Origin of the sequence: Pseudomonas sp. GL-B-12 (assembly GCF_019955895.1) — a bacterium.
Taxonomy (GTDB): domain Bacteria; phylum Pseudomonadota; class Gammaproteobacteria; order Pseudomonadales; family Pseudomonadaceae; genus Aquipseudomonas.
In genome coordinates, this window is sequence record NZ_JAHBCX010000011.1 from 243650 (window position 1) to 260304 (window position 16655).

Consider the following 16655-nt stretch of genomic DNA (forward strand, 5'->3'; position numbering starts at 1 on the left):
GTATTGAAAAGCCACCTTCGGGTGGCTTTTTTATTTTCAGGCCCCATATCGACTGCAGCGCTTGCCCAACAAATGTCTGCAGGTATGCTGGTCACCTGCCGAGGAGATTGAAAATGGCCTACGATTTTGACCTTTATGTGATTGGTGCCGGTTCCGGCGGTGTGCGGGCTGCGCGGTTTGCCGCCGGGTTTGGCGCGAAAGTCGCCGTGGCCGAGAGCCGCTATCTGGGCGGGACCTGTGTGAACGTCGGCTGCGTGCCGAAAAAATTGCTGGTCTACGGTGCGCACTTCGCCGAAGACTTCGAGCAGGCTTCCGGTTTTGGCTGGGGTCTGGATGAGGCGCAGTTCGACTGGCCGACTTTGATCGCCAACAAGGACCGTGAGATCAATCGCCTCAATGGCATTTATCGCAACCTGCTGGTCAACAGTGGCGTGACCTTGCATGAAGGTCACGCGAAAATCGTCGACCCACATCAGGTCGAGATCAATGGCGAGCGCTTTAGCGCCAAAAACATCCTGATCGCTACCGGCGGCTGGCCGCAGATTCCGGAGATTCCGGGGCACGAGCATGCCATCAGTTCCAACCAGGCGTTCTTCCTTAAAGCACTGCCCAAGCGGGTGTTGGTGGTGGGCGGTGGTTACATTGCGGTCGAGTTCGCCGGGATCTTCCACGGCTTGGGTGCCAAGACCACGCTGCTGTATCGCGGCGAATTGTTCCTGCGCGGCTTCGACGGTTCCGTGCGCAAGCATTTGCAGGAAGAGTTGACCAAGCGCGGCATGGGCCTGCAATTCAATGCGGACATCGAGCGCATCGACAAGCAGGCCGATGGCAGCCTGGAAGTCACGCTCAAGGATGGCCGCCAACTGGAAGCCGATTGCGTGTTCTACGCCACAGGGCGTCGTCCGATGCTGGACAATCTGGGGCTGGAAAACACCGGGGTCAAACTCGACAGGAAAGGCTTCGTCGAGGTCGATGAGCTGTATCAAACCGCCGAGCCGTCGATCCTGGCGCTGGGCGATGTGATCGGCCGTGTTCAGCTGACTCCGGTGGCGCTGGCTGAAGGCATGGCGGTTGCACGACGCCTGTTCAAGCCAGAGCAGTATCGTCCGGTGGATTACAAGATGATCCCGACGGCGGTGTTCAGTCTGCCGAACATCGGCACCGTCGGTTTGACCGAGGAAGAGGCTCGCGAAGCCGGCCACGAGGTGCAGGTCTTCGAAAGCCGCTTCCGGCCGATGAAGCTGACCCTGACCGAATGCCAGGAGCGCACGCTGATGAAGCTGGTGGTGGACGCCCGGACCGACAAGGTCTTGGGTTGCCACATGGTCGGCCCGGACGCCGGTGAAATCGTCCAGGGCCTGGCGATTGCCTTGAAGGCCGGCGCCACCAAGCGCGACTTCGACGAAACCATCGGCGTGCACCCGACGGCCGCCGAAGAGTTCGTCACCATGCGTACGCCGGTCGCCGGTTAATCGTCCTTCGCTGCGTCTGCCGCTGCCGCAAGGGTCGCGGCCAGATGTACGCGCTCTTCAAGATCCGTCCGGGTCTTGGCCAAATCCATTTCCAGTGACCTGTTGAGCTGCGACTGCTCATCGACATTCTGTTTGAGTGCCTGGCTTTCCAGCAGGGCGACGCGCAGGCGTTCCTGGAGGAGGGTGCGCTCGCCGTCGACGCGGGTGGTTTGTTCCAGCAACTGATCCTGGCGGGTATTGCTCTGCTTGAGCTGTTCTTGCAGCAGGCTCAGCTCGCGCAGTGTGCCGCGGTTTTCAGTCAGCAAGCGTTCGTTGTCACGGTGTAACTGGGTGATTTCATCCTGGCGTACCAGTGCGCTTTGTTGTGCCTGGCGCAGTTCCATCTGTAGCTGTTGCACTTGGCCTTCATGGCGACTCATTTCCTGTTCGCGCTGTTCCTTGACCGCATTGCGGTAGTGCTCCAGCGCGTCGCGAGTGTGCAGGTGTTTTTCTTCAAGGGAGCGGATCTGCTCGTCCTTGTCTTTCAAGCGCAGTTCGAAATCGGCCAGCGCCTGGTTCAGCCCGGCGTTGCGGGTTTGCTCCGTTTGCAGAATGGCGCGGGTTTCTTGCAGGGCCTCGGATTCCTGGGTCAGTGCCAGGCTTTGAAATTCGTATTGCTGGTGCAGTTCGCTGTTGGCCTCTTGCGCTTTGCCGAGCTGGTTATCCAGCACCTTGCGTTGTTCTTCGTACTGCGCGCGCGCCTGGTCGATGGGTTCTTGCGCCTGCTCCTTGAGTCTTTGTGCGAGCCGTGCCACCAGCGCCATCAGTTCGTCGTCAATCGGTTCCGCTGGTGCTTCGGCAGGTTCGCTCCGGTTATCCAGCTCCTTGAGATATCGATGAATCGTGGTTTTCGAGCCGGTATTGCCCATCTCGATGCGTACGGCATCGATGCTGGGGTTTTCGCCGCGGGCGAGGATCGCCAACCGAGCGGCTTGAACCACCGCTTTATTTACACCGCCGCGTGCCATGAGATCTCCCGGGTTTTGATGATGTGGTACGTACCACGTAAATACACATTGTACCATTCAATTAATAAAGTTAAATGCTGAATATAACTGATACGGGATATACTGGTATTACCCCGTGTGATACGCCAAGTACCGGTTTTTGACCCATCAAAGCGGTATGAATTCAAGAGTTGACCCCATGACCGAGCTGGATCGTTACCTGCAAGCAGCGACACGCGACAACACCCGTCGCAGCTATCGCGCAGCCATCGAACACTTCGAAGTCACGTGGGGCGGTTTTCTGCCGGCCACCGGCGACAGCGTGGCGCGCTACCTGGTGGCCCATGCCGGGGTGTTGTCGATCAACACGCTAAAACTGCGTTTGTCGGCATTGGCGCAATGGCACAACAGCCAGGGGTTTGCCGATCCCACCAAGGCGCCGGTGGTGCGCAAGGTGTTCAAGGGCATTCGCGCGCTGCACCCGGCCCAGGAAAAACAAGCCGAACCCTTGCAGCTTCAGCATCTGGAGCAGGTGGTCAGTTGTCTGGAGCAAGAAGTGCAAACCGCCAGGGCCGAAGGCGATCGAGCGGGTTTACTGCGGGCCAGGCGCGACATGGCCTTGATCCTGCTGGGCTTCTGGCGCGGCTTTCGCAGTGATGAGTTGTGCCGGCTTCAGGTGGAACACGTGCAGGCCAGCGCCGGTTCCGGCATCAGTCTCTATCTGCCGCGCAGCAAGAGTGATCGCGATAACATTGGCAAGACCTATCAGACACCGGCCTTGCAGCGCTTGTGTCCGGTGCAGGCTTATATCGACTGGATTACCGAGGCGGCACTGGTGCGTGGGCCGGTGTTTCGTGGCATCGACCGCTGGGGGCATCTGGGCGAGGAGGGATTGCACGCCAACAGTGTGATTCCGCTATTGCGTCAGGCGTTGGCGCGAGCAGGTATCGCCGGCGAGCTTTATACCAGTCACTCCTTGCGTCGCGGCTTTGCCACTTGGGCGCATCAGAGCGGCTGGGATTTGAAGTCCTTGATGAGTTATGTAGGCTGGAAAGACATGAAGTCAGCCATGCGTTACATCGAAGCCAGTCCGTTCCTCGGCATGGCGCGTATCACGGAAAAGCCCGTGTCACCCTAGATACCGTTTTCTTCTATTAATACAGCTGGCTAATAGCGAAAGCCAATCAGCAGCATCAGGTTTGCCAATGAGCCAACCGTTCGTCGAGTGGGTAAAGTTCTCTCCATCAACTTCTTAACCCCTGACGGAGAGTCAACGATGCCTATCATCAACAGCCAAGTTAAACCGTTCAAAGCTGACGCATTCAAAAATGGCGACTTCGTAAAAGTCTCGGACGCTGACCTGAAAGGCAAGTGGTCTGTGGTGTTCTTCTACCCGGCCGACTTCACCTTCGTTTGCCCGACCGAGCTGGAAGACCTGGCCGACAACTACGACGCGTTCCAGAAGCTGGGCGTCGAGATCTACAGCGTTTCCACCGATACCCACTTTGCCCACGCTGCCTGGCACAACACTTCGCCAGCCATCGGCAAAATCCAGTACACCATGATCGGCGACCCGACCCACGCCATCTCCCGCAACTTCGACGTGCTGATCGAAGAAGCAGGCCTGGCTGACCGCGGCACCTTCGTGATCAACCCGGAAGGCCAGATCAAGATCGTTGAACTGAACGACGGCGGTGTAGGCCGTGACGCTTCCGAGCTGCTGCGCAAAATCAAGGCAGCCCAGTACGTCGCTGCTCACCCAGGTCAGGTTTGCCCAGCCAAGTGGAAAGAAGGCGAGGCCACTCTGGCGCCGTCCCTGGACCTGGTCGGCAAGATCTAAGTCTGTGATCGCACCATCAGGGCGGAACTCCGCGCCTACTCGGTAAGCTGCACCGCCCAATAAAAACGCCCGGGCGAGATTCGCTCGGGCGTTTTTTTATGCCTGCTTTATATGAAACAGCAAAAAGGAAATCGCCCGTATGTTGGACATCAATCTTAAAGCCCAGTTGAAATCGTACCTGGAACGGGTTACCCAGCCGATCGAGATCGTTGCTTCCCTCGACGACGGTGCGAAATCCCAGGAAATGCTCGAACTGTTGAAAGACGTTGCCAGTCTTTCCACCCAGATTACTTTGCTCGACAACGGCGATGATGCACGCACGCCGTCGTTCTCGATCAATCGCCCGGGGGCCGATATCAGCCTGCGTTTCGCCGGCATCCCGATGGGCCACGAATTCACGTCCTTGGTGCTGGCCTTGCTGCAAGTCGGCGGTCACCCGTCCAAAGCCAGTGTCGAAGTGATCGAACAGATCCGCTCGCTCAAGGGCGAGTTCAACTTCGAGACTTACTTCTCGCTGTCCTGCCAGAACTGTCCGGACGTGGTCCAGGCGCTGAACCTGATGGCGGTACTGAACCCGAACATTCGCCACGTCGCCATCGATGGCGCGCTGTTCCAGGCTGAAGTTGATGAGCGCCAGATCATGGCGGTCCCAAGCATCTACCTGAACGGTGTGAACTTCGGTCAGGGCCGCATGGGTCTGGAAGAAATCCTCGCCAGGATCGACACCAGCGGCATTGAACGCCAGGCCGAGAAGATCAGCGCCAAAGAAGCCTTTGATGTGCTGGTGGTCGGCGGTGGCCCGGCCGGTGCTTCGGCGGCGATCTATGCGGCTCGCAAAGGTATTCGCACCGGCGTCGCGGCAGAGCGTTTTGGTGGTCAGGTGCTCGACACCATGGCCATCGAAAACTTCATTTCCGTGCAGGAAACCGAAGGGCCGAAACTGGCCGTGGCGCTGGAAGAGCACGTCAAGCAGTACGACGTGGATATCATGAATCTGCAACGCGCAGACAAATTGATCACTGGCAAAGTAGGTGAGTTGCACGAAGTCCACTTCGCCAGCGGCGCGAAGCTCAAGGCCAAGACCGTGATCCTCGCAACTGGCGCACGGTGGCGTGAAATGAACGTGCCGGGCGAACAGCAATACCGCAACAAGGGCGTGGCGTACTGCCCGCACTGTGACGGCCCGCTGTTCAAGGGCAAGCGCGTGGCGGTGATTGGCGGCGGCAACTCCGGCGTCGAAGCGGCCATCGACCTGGCCGGTATCGTGTCCCATGTCACGCTGCTGGAGTTCGATGTGCAGTTGCGTGCCGATGCGGTATTGCAGCGCAAGTTGCACAGCCTGCCGAACGTCACCGTGATCACCAGTGCGCAAACCACTGAAGTCACCGGCGACGGCCAGAAGGTCAACGGCCTGCGCTACAAGGATCGTCAGAGCGACGAGTTGCGCAGTGTGGAGCTGGAAGGGATCTTTGTGCAGATAGGTCTGTTGCCCAACACCGATTGGCTCAAGGGCTCGATCGAACTATCGCCACGAGGCGAGATTATCGTCGACGCTCGTGGTGAAACGTCGGTGCCGGGTGTGTTCGCCGCCGGCGACGTGACCACCGTGCCGTACAAGCAGATCGTGATCGCAGTGGGCGAGGGCGCCAAGGCTTCCCTGAGCGCTTTCGATCACTTGATCCGGACTTCCGCCCCGGCATAAACCCTGGCGCTGAAAACAAAAAACCCATGATTGATCATGGGTTTTTTTGTGTCTTGCACATTACCAATGTGTGGTGGATGTTAGAGCGGAGCTGGCTGAATGATCTCGACCCAGTAGGCGTCCGGGTCCTTGATGAACGCCAGGCTCTTCATGCGGCCATCGCTCAAGCGTTTCTGGAAATCGCAGCCCAGTGCTTCAAAGCGTTCGCAGGCGGCGACGATGTCCGGTACCGAGATGCAGATGTGGCCGAAACCGCGGGGGTCGGTGTTGCCATTGTGGTAGGCGAAATCCGCATCGTTCTCGGTGCCGTGATTGTGGGTCAGCTCCAGAATGCCCGGGATCGATTTCATCCACTCGGTGCGCGCGGCGGCATCGGCCGGGATCTGGTTTTTGTCGACCAGCGCCAGGAAATACAGGCTGAACTCGGCTTCCGGGAAGTCGCGTTTTTCCACCAGCGTAAAACCCAGAATGCGTGTGTAGAAGTCCAGGGACTTGGTGATGTCCTTGACCCGCAGCATGGTGTGGTTGAAGACAAATTTCTGCGTAGCGGCGTCCGGTTGGGCGGTGACGCCGGGGAAGGTGTTCAATTCGTGCAGGCTCATGGGCCCTCCGGGAAATATGTGGGCTAACGAATGGTGACAATGATACGCAAGGGTTCGGACATCACCAAACCCAAACAGTCGGCTATTGCCTGACAGCCGGCCTGGGCCCAGACTTTACGGCTTGATCCGTGAGCGCCCATTGCAATGATTCGATTCCGTAGCGTGCTGTTCATCTTGCTAAGCGTGTTTTCGCTGGCTGGCGTTGCCCGCGCCGATGCGCCAGTAGTGACCTGGCCGGAAGGCTGGCAGGTCGAAGTCGTGCCTGAATCGGCGTCAGGGGTCAGTCGCCAGCGGGCGGTAAAAAATGATCAGAATGGATCGCCGCTCATGGTGATGGAACTGACCATGAGTCCGGTGCAAAGCGATCACCAGGTAAACCTCGAAGGCGTATTGCTGGAGATGCGCAAGTCAGTTCAAAAAGACTTCTTTCAGGGCGGGTATCAAAGTGTCTGTACGCGTATTCATTCGACTACGTTGAGTCGATTGGCCGCGCTGGAAACAACCTGCACCATCACGCAAAACGGCAGGCATGTGCTTTCTCAAACATTGGTGGCCGCGGTGGATGCCGATAAGGCCTATGTTCTTTCCTACGCAGGGCAGGCCGAGGCTTATAAGGCGAGCCAGGATGAAATAGACGCTGCCCGTAACAGCTTGAAACTTTAGTAAGCGACAGTGCTTTTTCGATGCATGAAGAAAATTTTAGATATCCAAATGGATTAAGCACAAAGTTGGTGGCAGTCAGGTAGTTGACGGGTGTCCGCCCCGGGCATTTAGATAACCCATGAAAAAGCCCTGCATAAGCAGGGCTTTTTTTCGCCGCGAGAGTTAGCCGCGCAGCCAGGAATCAACGGTGGCTGCACCGTACTGTTCTTTCCAGGCTTTCAGGCCGCGGTGGTTGCCGCCCTTGGTTTCAATCAGCTCGCCGGTGTGCGGGTTCTGATAAACCTTGACCACACGGGCGCGGCGGGTTTTAGGTGCTGCCTGCTGCAGGCCGGATTTTGCCGGGTTAGGGTCGAGAATGGCGATGATGTCGCGCAGGCTCTTGCCATAGGTTTTCATCAAACCCTGGAGCTTCTCTTCGAATTCGATTTCTTTCTTGAGCCCGGCATCGTTCTTCAGTGATTCCAGCTGCTTGAGCTGTTCTTGAAGAGCCTTTTCGGCTGCACGAAATTCAGCGAGTCTGGACAATATCTTTACTCCAATAGTGTGTTTGGCTGATACCAACCGCAAACAAAGCTATAAGCCAAGAGCCTTGCAGCGACTCGGTGATAGTGGCTCACCTGCCAATTTAGCGCAGGCATGTAAAATTGTAGTAGTTAATTGGCCAAGAGTAAATCCTGTCTTTTTTTTCATGTAACGGCAGTAGTGTTTTGATTCAAATTGGTGCGTGTAGTCGTTGTTTTCTCGGTTAAATCCGCTAGTTAATGGTTGCTTAATGCACTAATGAACTCCGCGCCGGGCATGGGTTTGCCGAACAGATAACCTTGCAGGAAGTTGACCTGATGAGCGCTCAGGTAATCACTCTGTTCACGGGTTTCGACACCTTCGGCCACCAGGGCAAGGTCGAGCTTGACCGCCAGTTCGATGATGCTGTCCAGGATGTGGCTGGAGAGTGTGTCGATGCCGATCATGGCGACAAAACTCTGGTCGATTTTCAGAAAATCGACATTGAACTGCCGCAGGTAGCCAAGGCTTGAGTGGCCCGTGCCGAAGTCGTCGATGGCGATTTTCACGCCCAGTTCGCGAAGTTGCTCGAACAATTGCAGGGTGATGGCCGTGGGCTCGATCAGTTCGCGCTCGGTCAGTTCCAGTACCAGATGGATCGAGCCTGGTTCGAACGCATCGAGAAACTCGCGGCAATCCTTGATCAGCTCCAGGTCCTGACAATGGCTGGCGGTGATGTTGATACCAATGTGAAACGGCCTGTTGAATCTGGCGGAGTTCGGCGCGAGCAGGGCGGCGGTTTGTCGCATCAGCGAGCGGGTCATCGGCACGATCAGTCCGCAGTGCTCGGCAAACGGAATGAACAGATCCGGACGCACCAGGCCTTCCTTCGGATGTTTCCAGCGCATCAGCACTTCAGCGCCGGACCAGCTTTTGCTGTCGCCATGCACCACGGGCTGGAAATACGGAATGAACTCTGCAGCTTCCAGTGCCCGTTGCATTTCCTGGGTGGGTGCCGATGAGCGCTTTTGCAGGAAGTGACCAATTGCCCCGGCAATCACACCGAAGAAAATCAGCAGGCTGAACAATGGTGGATATTCGCTGCTCATGTATCGCCAGGTTTCGCCTTTGGGGAAACCCGCTTCCACGGCAAAAGCATAGTGCTCGGAGGTCAATCGACTTTGCGCAACGGGCAGGTCAGGCGCAGCGCCCCTGTGAACCTTGCCGTCGGCGGATATCCAGTCCGGGCCAACTTGCAGCAATAGCAAAGTCTTGCGGCTTATCAGGCGCAGGATATTGCTCAAGTGATGACCATAGAGGGTCGTCAGTGCACCTTTTTTTCCTTCGCTCAGGCGGTATACCAGCAAGGCGGTGTCGGGCGTTACCGGATTGCCGCTCATGAGCCATAAGGCGCCCTGGCTGTAGTCACCGGGGGTGACCTGCTCCTGGTAGTCGCCGAACAGAGAGCTGCAATAGAGGTTGTTGTCCCACACCAGATTGGTTGAGCTCACGAATGGGCGGCGAGTGACCTGTTCGCGCAGGGCCAGGCTGACGTCAGCGCAACGTTGGCCTGCCAGCGGCAGTAGTTCACGAGCGGCCTGGGCGGTGTTGTCGAGCATCAGGTCGAACTGGCGAATCGCTTCTTCGGCAGTTTGTTCGGTGTCTTGTTTGAGCGCACGCCCCGCTTGCATGTAAAGAATGGCGGCCCCCAACAGCACCGGGAGCAATCCACTGATCAGAGTGACAGCAATTCTTGTGCTGCGACTGCGGGCTTTGGCTTTCAACGGCATTCGCGAATCCTGTCACGAAGAAGTAAGGCTCTCAAACGCTGGCAGGGCAATACGCCTCCCATGAAGAGTTCGGGTATGGGCCATGATAGTTGGCCGTTGGCGGTTATGCCGCTCAACGCAAGTCAAGGCTTTCGGCCAGGCTAATAAAGGCCAGCGTCGCGGGTGATGCCTGGCGTCGGTCGAGCACCGCCAGGCCGACCTGACGCAACACTGCCGGCGACAGCGGTTTTTTCACACAGCGGCGGTCAATTTGATTGGGCAATGAACCTTCGGCAACGACCGTCACCCCGTCGCCACGAGCGACGACATCCAGGGTGCTGATCAACTGCGAGCAGCGATAACGGATGTTGGGCGTCAGTCGGGCCGCCGTGAACAGGCGTGAAACCAGCTCCGAAGAACCGGCCTCGGTCAGCACGAACGGGAAATCGCACAGGTCCTTCAGGCTCAGGCTGTCGTGAACCGCCAGCGGGTGGGCGGCGGGCAGCAGCGCGACCATCTGGTCTTCGATCAGCGCGACCGTGTCGAAACGCTCCTCGGGCAATACCACGAAGCCGATGTCGATCCGTCGTTCCTCCAGCCACTGGAGCACCTGGCGGTCGGGGCCTTCGTCGATATGCACCTCTATGCCGGGATGGGCGGCGCGGTACTGCTGCAGTATCAACGGCAGCAATTTGATCGATGAGGTCGGGCCGAAGGAGCCGATGCGCAGCGTGCCGCGTTTCATGCCTCGCGCATCGGCCGCTTCCTGGCGCAAGGTGTTGGCCAGGCCGAGCATCGCTCGGGCACGCAGCAACAACTGCTGACCAATGTCGCTCAACTCGACCTGGGATTGATGGCGGCGCAACAACTCGACACCCAACTCCAGCTCCAGGGACTTCAAGGCATGGGACACCGCCGATTGGGAAATACCCAGGCGATTGGCCGCTGCCGTGAAGCCGTGGAGTTCGGCCACGAGGGAGAAAATCTCCAGTTGAGTGAGGGTCATGAGTGTTTGCTCATTTTACGATGACTGGGTATTAGTCGAATGATACGTCATCTCTCCACTATCCGGTCCTGGAATCTATGACGATCTGCGAGCAAACCCTGTCAAAACCCTCGGATTTTCCGGTGTATCTGAAACTGGCGGCGGTCACCATGGTGTGGGGTGGCACCTTCGTCGCCGGTCGCTATCTGGCCGGCGGCCTCAGCCCGATACTGGCGGCCAGCCTGCGGTTTCTGCTGGCCAGCGTGGCGTTGCTGCTGTTTGTACGCATGGCGCGGACACCGCTGGTCCGGCCCAGCCCCCGGCAATGGCTGCAATTGTCATTGCTTGGCTTTTTCGGGATCTTTTTTTACAACCTGTGCTTCTTTTATGGCCTGCATTACATCAACGCTTCACGGGCATCCTTAATCGTGGCGCTGAATCCGGCGGTGATCGGCCTGGCTTCCTGGCTGCTGTTCAAGGAGCGTTTGAACCGGGCCAAAGTCGTCGGTATTGCAATCTGCATGGCGGGCGCGAGCATGGTGATCGTCAGTCGCGACCCGCAATTACTGGCCGGCGGTGCCGATGTCTGGCTCGGCGATCTGCTGATTTTCGGTTGCGTCCTCGGCTGGGGTGTCTACTCGCTGTTCTCCAGAGAGCTGAACCAAACCCTGGGACCGGTGCAAACGGTGACGTATTCGATTGTCCTGGGCACCGTCATGCTCTGGATGGCCTGCATCGTGCGCGGTGAGGTGAGTGTCGCCGCGATCGCCCATCTGGGTGCGCAGCAATGGTTGAGCCTTTTGTACCTGGGGGTGCTGGGATCGGCGCTGGCGTACGTTGGCTACTACGACGGCATCCGCAAAATCGGCGCGACCCGTTCCGGGGTGTTCATTGCCTTGAACCCGTTGACAGCGGTGATCCTTGGCGCGCTGCTGCTGGACGAGCCGCTGACGCTGGCCATGTGCCTGGGCGGCGGGCTGATACTGGCGGGGATTTTCCTCTGCAACAAACCCCTTGCGCGGGCAAGGAAAAAGGGGATTTGATACAGAAGGCGGACAAACTGATTTACGCTGTGTAGAATCGGGTTACGCATACAATAATAATCGTCTTCTGGCAGCAGAAGCCTCGCCCGCAAGAGCCTTGGGTCGACAATGAAGATATTCGGGTTTCAACTGATCTACGGTGACTTTCTCGCCCGCAGTGTGCGGGGCATCTCCTGTGCGCCACCCACTGGTCTCAGCATTGCTTACAACTAACCTTTGTTAATTGATAAAGAATGATGAGGCGCCGACCATGGCAGATTTATACGAAAACCCAATGGGCCTGATGGGCTTTGAATTCATCGAGCTCGCATCGCCGACTCCGAACACCCTGGAGCCGATCTTCGAGATCATGGGCTTCACCAAGGTGGCGACCCACCGTTCCAAGGACGTGCACCTGTATCGCCAGGGCGCGATCAATCTGATCCTCAACAACGAACCCCACAGCGTGGCCTCGTACTTCGCGGCCGAGCACGGTCCGTCGGTGTGCGGCATGGCGTTTCGCGTCAAGGATTCGCAAAAAGCCTATAAGCGTGCCCTGGAACTTGGCGCCCAGCCGATCCACATCGAAACCGGCCCGATGGAGCTGAACCTGCCAGCGATCAAAGGCATCGGTGGTGCGCCGCTGTACCTGATCGACCGTTTCGGCGAAGGCAGCTCGATCTATGACATCGACTTCGTGTTCATCGAAGGTGTCGACCGCCATCCGGTCGGTGCCGGCTTGAAGATCATCGATCACCTGACCCACAACGTGTATCGCGGTCGCATGGCCTACTGGGCCAACTTCTACGAGAAGCTGTTCAACTTCCGCGAAATCCGCTACTTCGACATCAAGGGCGAGTACACCGGCCTGACCTCCAAGGCCATGACCGCACCCGATGGCATGATCCGCATTCCGTTGAACGAAGAGTCGTCCAAGGGCGCCGGGCAGATCGAAGAGTTCCTGATGCAGTTCAACGGCGAGGGCATCCAGCACGTTGCGTTCCTGTCCGATGACCTGATCAAGACCTGGGACCACCTGAAAAGCATCGGCATGCGCTTCATGACCGCGCCGCCGGAAACCTACTACGAAATGCTCGAAGGCCGTTTGCCGAACCACGGCGAGCCGGTAGGCGAACTGCAAGCGCGGGGCATTTTGCTGGACGGTTCGTCCGAGTCGGGCGACAAGCGCCTGCTGTTGCAGATCTTCTCGGAAACCCTGATGGGGCCGGTGTTCTTCGAGTTCATCCAGCGCAAGGGCGACGACGGTTTCGGCGAAGGCAACTTCAAGGCGCTGTTCGAATCCATCGAGCGTGACCAGGTTCGTCGTGGTGTTCTCTCCACCGACTAAGCCGTTACACCGATAAAACTGTGGGAGCGAGCTTGCTCGCGAAAGCGTTGTATCAGTCACTATAAAGGTTGGCTGATACGACGCCTTCGCGAGCAGGCTCGCTCCCACATTTGTTTTACGTGACGTTAAGGTTTGCGCTGGCGGACCAGGTGCTTGAACCCTTCGAATACCAGCACCAGCACCGCCATCCAGATCGGGATGTAGGTCAGCCACTCACCAGCCTTGATGCTTTCTCCCAACAGCAACGCCACGCCCAGCAGCAACACCGGTTCGACATAGCTCAACAAGCCGAACAGGCTGAACGGCAGCAGGCGGCTGGCAATGATGTAGACCACCAGAGCCGACGCGCTGATCACGCCGAGCATCGGGATCAACAGCGACAACCATGGATGCTGGTCAAACACACCAAAACCTTGCGCGCCGCTCTGCACGAACCAGAACGCCACCGGCAGCGTCAATGCCATGTCCAGCCACAAGCCACCGAGGTTGTCCGCCGCCAGCCGTTTGCGCAGGATGAAGTAGGTTGGATAGCCAATGCAGACCAGCAAGGTCGCCCAGGAAAAACCACCAACCTGATACACCTCGTTGATCACGCCCAGGCAGGCGAACACCACGGCAACTTTTTGCAGATAGGACAGGCGTTCGCCGTAGGCCAGGCGACCGGTCAAGACCATGGTCAGCGGCAGCAGGAAATAGCCGAGTGATACGTCGAGGCTGTAGCCGTTCAGCGGTGCCCACATGAACAGCCACAATTGCACGGCGAGCAGGGCGGAGGAGGCGATCAGCGCGCCGATCAGTTTCGGATTGGCAGTGGCGCGCCGAACGATCTCCAGCACGCGCTTCCACTCTCCGGACACCAGCATGAACACGGTCATGCACGGGACGGTCAGCAGCATGCGCCAACCGAAGATTTCCACGCCGCTCAAGGGGGTGAGCAGCGACGTGTAGTAATACATGACGGCAAACAGCACCGAGGCTGAAACCGATAGAGCGATACCTTTAGACAAGCTGTCCTCGCGTGATTTTGAGTGAGAGTGAAACGGGCGCAGAGGATACGTGGTTTTTCAGACGAATATTGACCGATCAATCAACACCGTCCAACTGTGGGAGCGAGCCTGCTCGCGAAAGCGGTGTGTCAGTCAGCATTGATGTTGCTGACACTCCGTCTTCGCGAGCAGGCTCGCCCCCACACTGGGTTATAGGTTGATTCAGTTGGTTCGCGGTGTACGCCCCGGCACAAAATGGCTCACATCATTGAACCCCGGTGTCGACGCATGCCCCGGTGTCACCAGCGAATCGATGAACGCCTCGTCCTCGGCCGTGATCTTCACCGCCTGCGCCTTAGTGTAGGCGTCCCACTGCGCTTCGGTACGCGGCCCGACAATGGCCGAGGTAACGGCGCTGTTGTTCAGCACCCAGGCAATCGCGAACTCGACGATGCCGACGCCGCGCTGCTGGGTGTACTGCTGAATTTGCTGGGCGATGCGCAGGGACTCGACGCGCCATTCGGTTTCCAGGATGCGTTTGTCCTGGCGTCCGGCGCGGCTGTTGGCGTCCGGTTTCACATCCGGCGCGTATTTGCCGCTGAGCACCCCGCGCGCCAGCGGGCTGTAGGGCACCACGCCCAGACCGTAGTTTTGCGCCGCCGTGATCTGCTCGGTTTCAGCCTGGCGGTTGACGATGTTGTACAGCGGCTGGCTGATCACCGGCCGGTCAACGCCAAGCTTGTCGGCCACACGGATGACTTCGGCGATGCGCCAGCCACGGTAGTTGGACAGGCCCCAGTAACGGATTTTCCCTTGGCGGATCAAGTCGCCGATGGCCGATACCGTGACCTCCAGCGGCGTGTTGTGGTCTTCACGGTGCAGGTAATAGATGTCGAGGTAGTCGGTGCCCAGGCGCGTCAGGCTGGCATCGATGCCGTTGAACAGGTGCTTGCGACTCAGGCCGCTGCGGTTGGGGACGCCGTCCACGGGGCCGAAGCCGACCTTGGTGGCCAGCACCCATTCATGGCGGCGGCTGGCGATGGCCTCGCCGACGATTTCCTCGGAACGGCCGTTGGTGTAGACGTCGGCGGAGTCGATGAAGTTGATGCCCTGGTCCCAGGCCTTGTCGATGATTCGCAAGGAATCTTCGGCGCTGGTCTGTTCGCCGAACATCATGGTGCCCAGGGTCAGGGTGGACACCTGCAGGCCCGAATGACCCAGCGTGCGGTAGCTCATGAGCAAATCCTTTTACCAGTGGGAAAGGCTCAATCAGATACCAGAATCGCTCTGCGGGGCAAACCGATTTAACTAACAACTCAGATCAAATGTGGGAGCGGGCTTGCTCGCGAAGGCGGAGTATCAGACGACATTTATATTGACTGACACTCCGCCTTCGCGAGCAAACCCGCTCCCACAGGGGATTTGCGCTGCTTAGGCGCGCAGCGTGCGAGTCATGCGCAACGCCAGCAAACTGCCGCAGACAATCACGCCCGCCAGCAGGTACAGCGCCGCATCGGTCGAGCCGGTGCTGTCCTTGACCCAACCCACCAGGTACGGGCTGAGGAAGCCAGCCATCTGTCCCATCGAGTTGATCAGCGCCAGGCCGCCAGCCGCGGCGCCAGCACTGAGCAGGGCGGTCGGCACTGGCCAGAACATCGGCAGGCCGGTGAGGGCGCCCATGGTGGCGATGGTCAGGCCGAGAATCGCGATAGCCGGGTTGGCAGCGAAGTTCACCGCAATCAGCAGCCCCAGCGCGCCCATCAGCATCGGCACCACCAAATGCCAGCGACGTTCCTGGCGCAGGTCCGCCGAACGGCCAACCATCAGCATGAACACCGCGGCCAGCAGGTACGGAATCGCACTGAGCCAGCCGATCACCAGGTTATCGCTGAAGCCCAGGTTCTTGATGATCGACGGCAGCCAGAAGTTGATCGCGTACACGCCACTCTGGATGCAGAAATAGATCAGGCCGAAGGCCCAGATCGCCGGGTTCTTGAACACCGCCAGCAGCGAATCGGTCGTGGTTTTCGGCTTGTTCGCCAGATCTTCGGCGTGGTCGGCTTCCAGCACCGAGCGCTCGAACGGGGTCAGCCACTTGGCGTTGGCGTAGCTGTCGCTGAGCAGGAAGTAAGCCAGCGCACCAAGGATGACGGTGGGAATGCCTTGCAGCAGGAACATCCACTGCCAGCCCGCCAAACCACCTTGGCCGGTGGCAAAGTGATTGAGAATCCAGCCGGAAAACGGACTGCCGAGCAGGCCGGAAACCGGGATCGCCGACATGAACAGCGCCATGATGCGGCCACGGCGGAAGGTCGGGAACCACTGCGAGAGGTACAACACCACGCCAGGGAAGAACCCGGCTTCGGCCGCGCCGGTGAACAGGCGCAGTGTATAGAACTCGGTCGGCGTGGTGACGAACAGCAGGCAGGTCGACAGGCTTCCCCAGGTAATCATCATCAACGCGATCCAGCGCCGTGGGCCGAATTTGGTCAACGCCAGGTTGCTTGGCACACCGCACAGCACGTAACCGATAAAGAAGATGCCGGCACCGAGGCCGTACACGGTCTCGCTGAACTTCAGCGCGTCGAGCATCTGCAGCTTGGCAAACCCAACGTTCACCCGGTCGAGGTAGTTGAACAGGTAGCAGATGAAAATGAAGGGGATCAAGCGCAGGGTGATGCGCTTGTAGACGGCGTTTTTGTCGTCAGCGATGGCGTCGGACGCTACGGCGCTCTGTGTCATGGCGGCTCTCTCTTTATTATGATTTTTTGCGATGCAA

General features: G+C 58.4%; 15 protein-coding genes. 7 read left to right on the forward strand and 8 right to left on the reverse strand.

The features are described 5' to 3' along the window. The first annotated feature begins 113 nt into the window (after positions 1-113). Positions 114-1472 carry a glutathione-disulfide reductase gene (gene gorA / locus KGA85_RS07235; protein WP_223460917.1) on the forward strand — a complete coding sequence of 453 codons (1359 nt, stop codon included), beginning with the start codon at positions 114-116 and terminating at the stop codon, positions 1470-1472. On the opposite strand, the gene KGA85_RS07240 is transcribed toward gorA, so the two are convergent. Continuing rightward, complete coding sequence (locus KGA85_RS07240; protein ID WP_223460919.1) at positions 1469-2479, reverse strand: DNA-binding protein; 1011 nt, start codon at positions 2477-2479, stop codon at positions 1469-1471. The two genes, gorA and KGA85_RS07240, sit on opposite strands and share 4 nt — an antisense overlap. Before the next feature lie 178 nt (positions 2480-2657). Here KGA85_RS07240 and KGA85_RS07245 point away from each other — a divergent pair, with 178 nt between their 5' ends. From KGA85_RS07245 to ahpF, 3 genes are all read left to right on the forward strand, one after another. Further along, positions 2658-3596: a site-specific integrase gene (locus tag KGA85_RS07245; RefSeq protein ID WP_223460921.1), complete on the forward strand. Its 939-nt coding sequence runs from the start codon at positions 2658-2660 to the stop codon at positions 3594-3596. Positions 3597-3734: 138 nt separating this feature from the next. Continuing rightward, a complete protein-coding gene (gene ahpC / locus KGA85_RS07250; RefSeq protein ID WP_007975937.1) occupies positions 3735-4298 on the forward strand; it encodes an alkyl hydroperoxide reductase subunit C in 564 nt (187 codons plus the stop codon). 139 nt (positions 4299-4437) lie between these two features. Then, entirely contained in the window at positions 4438-6000 is a 1563-nt protein-coding gene (ahpF, locus tag KGA85_RS07255) for an alkyl hydroperoxide reductase subunit F (RefSeq protein WP_223460923.1), read from the forward strand. Between the two features lie 80 nt (positions 6001-6080). Here ahpF and gloA read toward each other — a convergent pair whose 3' ends face one another. After that, entirely contained in the window at positions 6081-6602 is a 522-nt protein-coding gene (gene gloA / locus KGA85_RS07260; RefSeq protein WP_090455458.1) for a lactoylglutathione lyase, read from the reverse strand. Positions 6603-6746: 144 nt separating this feature from the next. Here gloA and KGA85_RS07265 point away from each other — a divergent pair, with 144 nt between their 5' ends. Further along, positions 6747-7265 (forward strand): DUF4946 domain-containing protein, encoded by a 519-nt coding sequence (locus tag KGA85_RS07265; RefSeq protein ID WP_223460925.1) that lies wholly within the window; start codon positions 6747-6749, stop codon positions 7263-7265. Positions 7266-7427: 162 nt separating this feature from the next. On the opposite strand, the gene KGA85_RS07270 is transcribed toward KGA85_RS07265, so the two are convergent. From KGA85_RS07270 to KGA85_RS07280, 3 genes are all read right to left on the reverse strand, one after another. Continuing rightward, complete coding sequence (locus KGA85_RS07270; protein ID WP_008065377.1) at positions 7428-7790, reverse strand: histone-like nucleoid-structuring protein, MvaT/MvaU family; 363 nt, start codon at positions 7788-7790, stop codon at positions 7428-7430. A gap of 233 nt (positions 7791-8023) precedes the next feature. Then, positions 8024-9556 carry an EAL domain-containing protein gene (locus KGA85_RS07275; RefSeq protein WP_223460927.1) on the reverse strand — a complete coding sequence of 511 codons (1533 nt, stop codon included), beginning with the start codon at positions 9554-9556 and terminating at the stop codon, positions 8024-8026. A 112-nt stretch (positions 9557-9668) separates the two neighbouring features. After that, complete coding sequence (locus KGA85_RS07280) at positions 9669-10541, reverse strand: LysR family transcriptional regulator (protein WP_223543024.1); 873 nt, start codon at positions 10539-10541, stop codon at positions 9669-9671. A 77-nt stretch (positions 10542-10618) separates the two neighbouring features. Between KGA85_RS07280 and KGA85_RS07285 the strand changes: the two genes are divergently transcribed. Next, complete coding sequence (locus KGA85_RS07285; RefSeq protein ID WP_223460931.1) at positions 10619-11563, forward strand: DMT family transporter; 945 nt, start codon at positions 10619-10621, stop codon at positions 11561-11563. Between the two features lie 250 nt (positions 11564-11813). Next, positions 11814-12890, forward strand: a complete 1077-nt coding sequence (hppD, locus tag KGA85_RS07290) for a 4-hydroxyphenylpyruvate dioxygenase (protein ID WP_095966635.1) — start codon at positions 11814-11816, stop codon at positions 12888-12890. 125 nt (positions 12891-13015) lie between these two features. Here the strand turns inward: hppD and rarD are convergent, their stop codons facing one another. The 3 genes from rarD to KGA85_RS07305 all read right to left on the reverse strand — a co-directional run bounded on the left by rarD (position 13016) and on the right by KGA85_RS07305 (position 16618). Further along, on the reverse strand, positions 13016-13897 hold the full coding sequence (gene rarD / locus KGA85_RS07295) for an EamA family transporter RarD (protein ID WP_223543025.1): 882 nt from the start codon (positions 13895-13897) through the stop codon (positions 13016-13018). Positions 13898-14098: 201 nt separating this feature from the next. Further along, on the reverse strand, positions 14099-15112 hold the full coding sequence (locus KGA85_RS07300) for an aldo/keto reductase (protein ID WP_223543026.1): 1014 nt from the start codon (positions 15110-15112) through the stop codon (positions 14099-14101). Between the two features lie 195 nt (positions 15113-15307). Then, a complete protein-coding gene (locus KGA85_RS07305) occupies positions 15308-16618 on the reverse strand; it encodes an MFS transporter (RefSeq protein WP_223460787.1) in 1311 nt (436 codons plus the stop codon). Between the last annotated feature and the right edge of the window lie 37 nt (positions 16619-16655).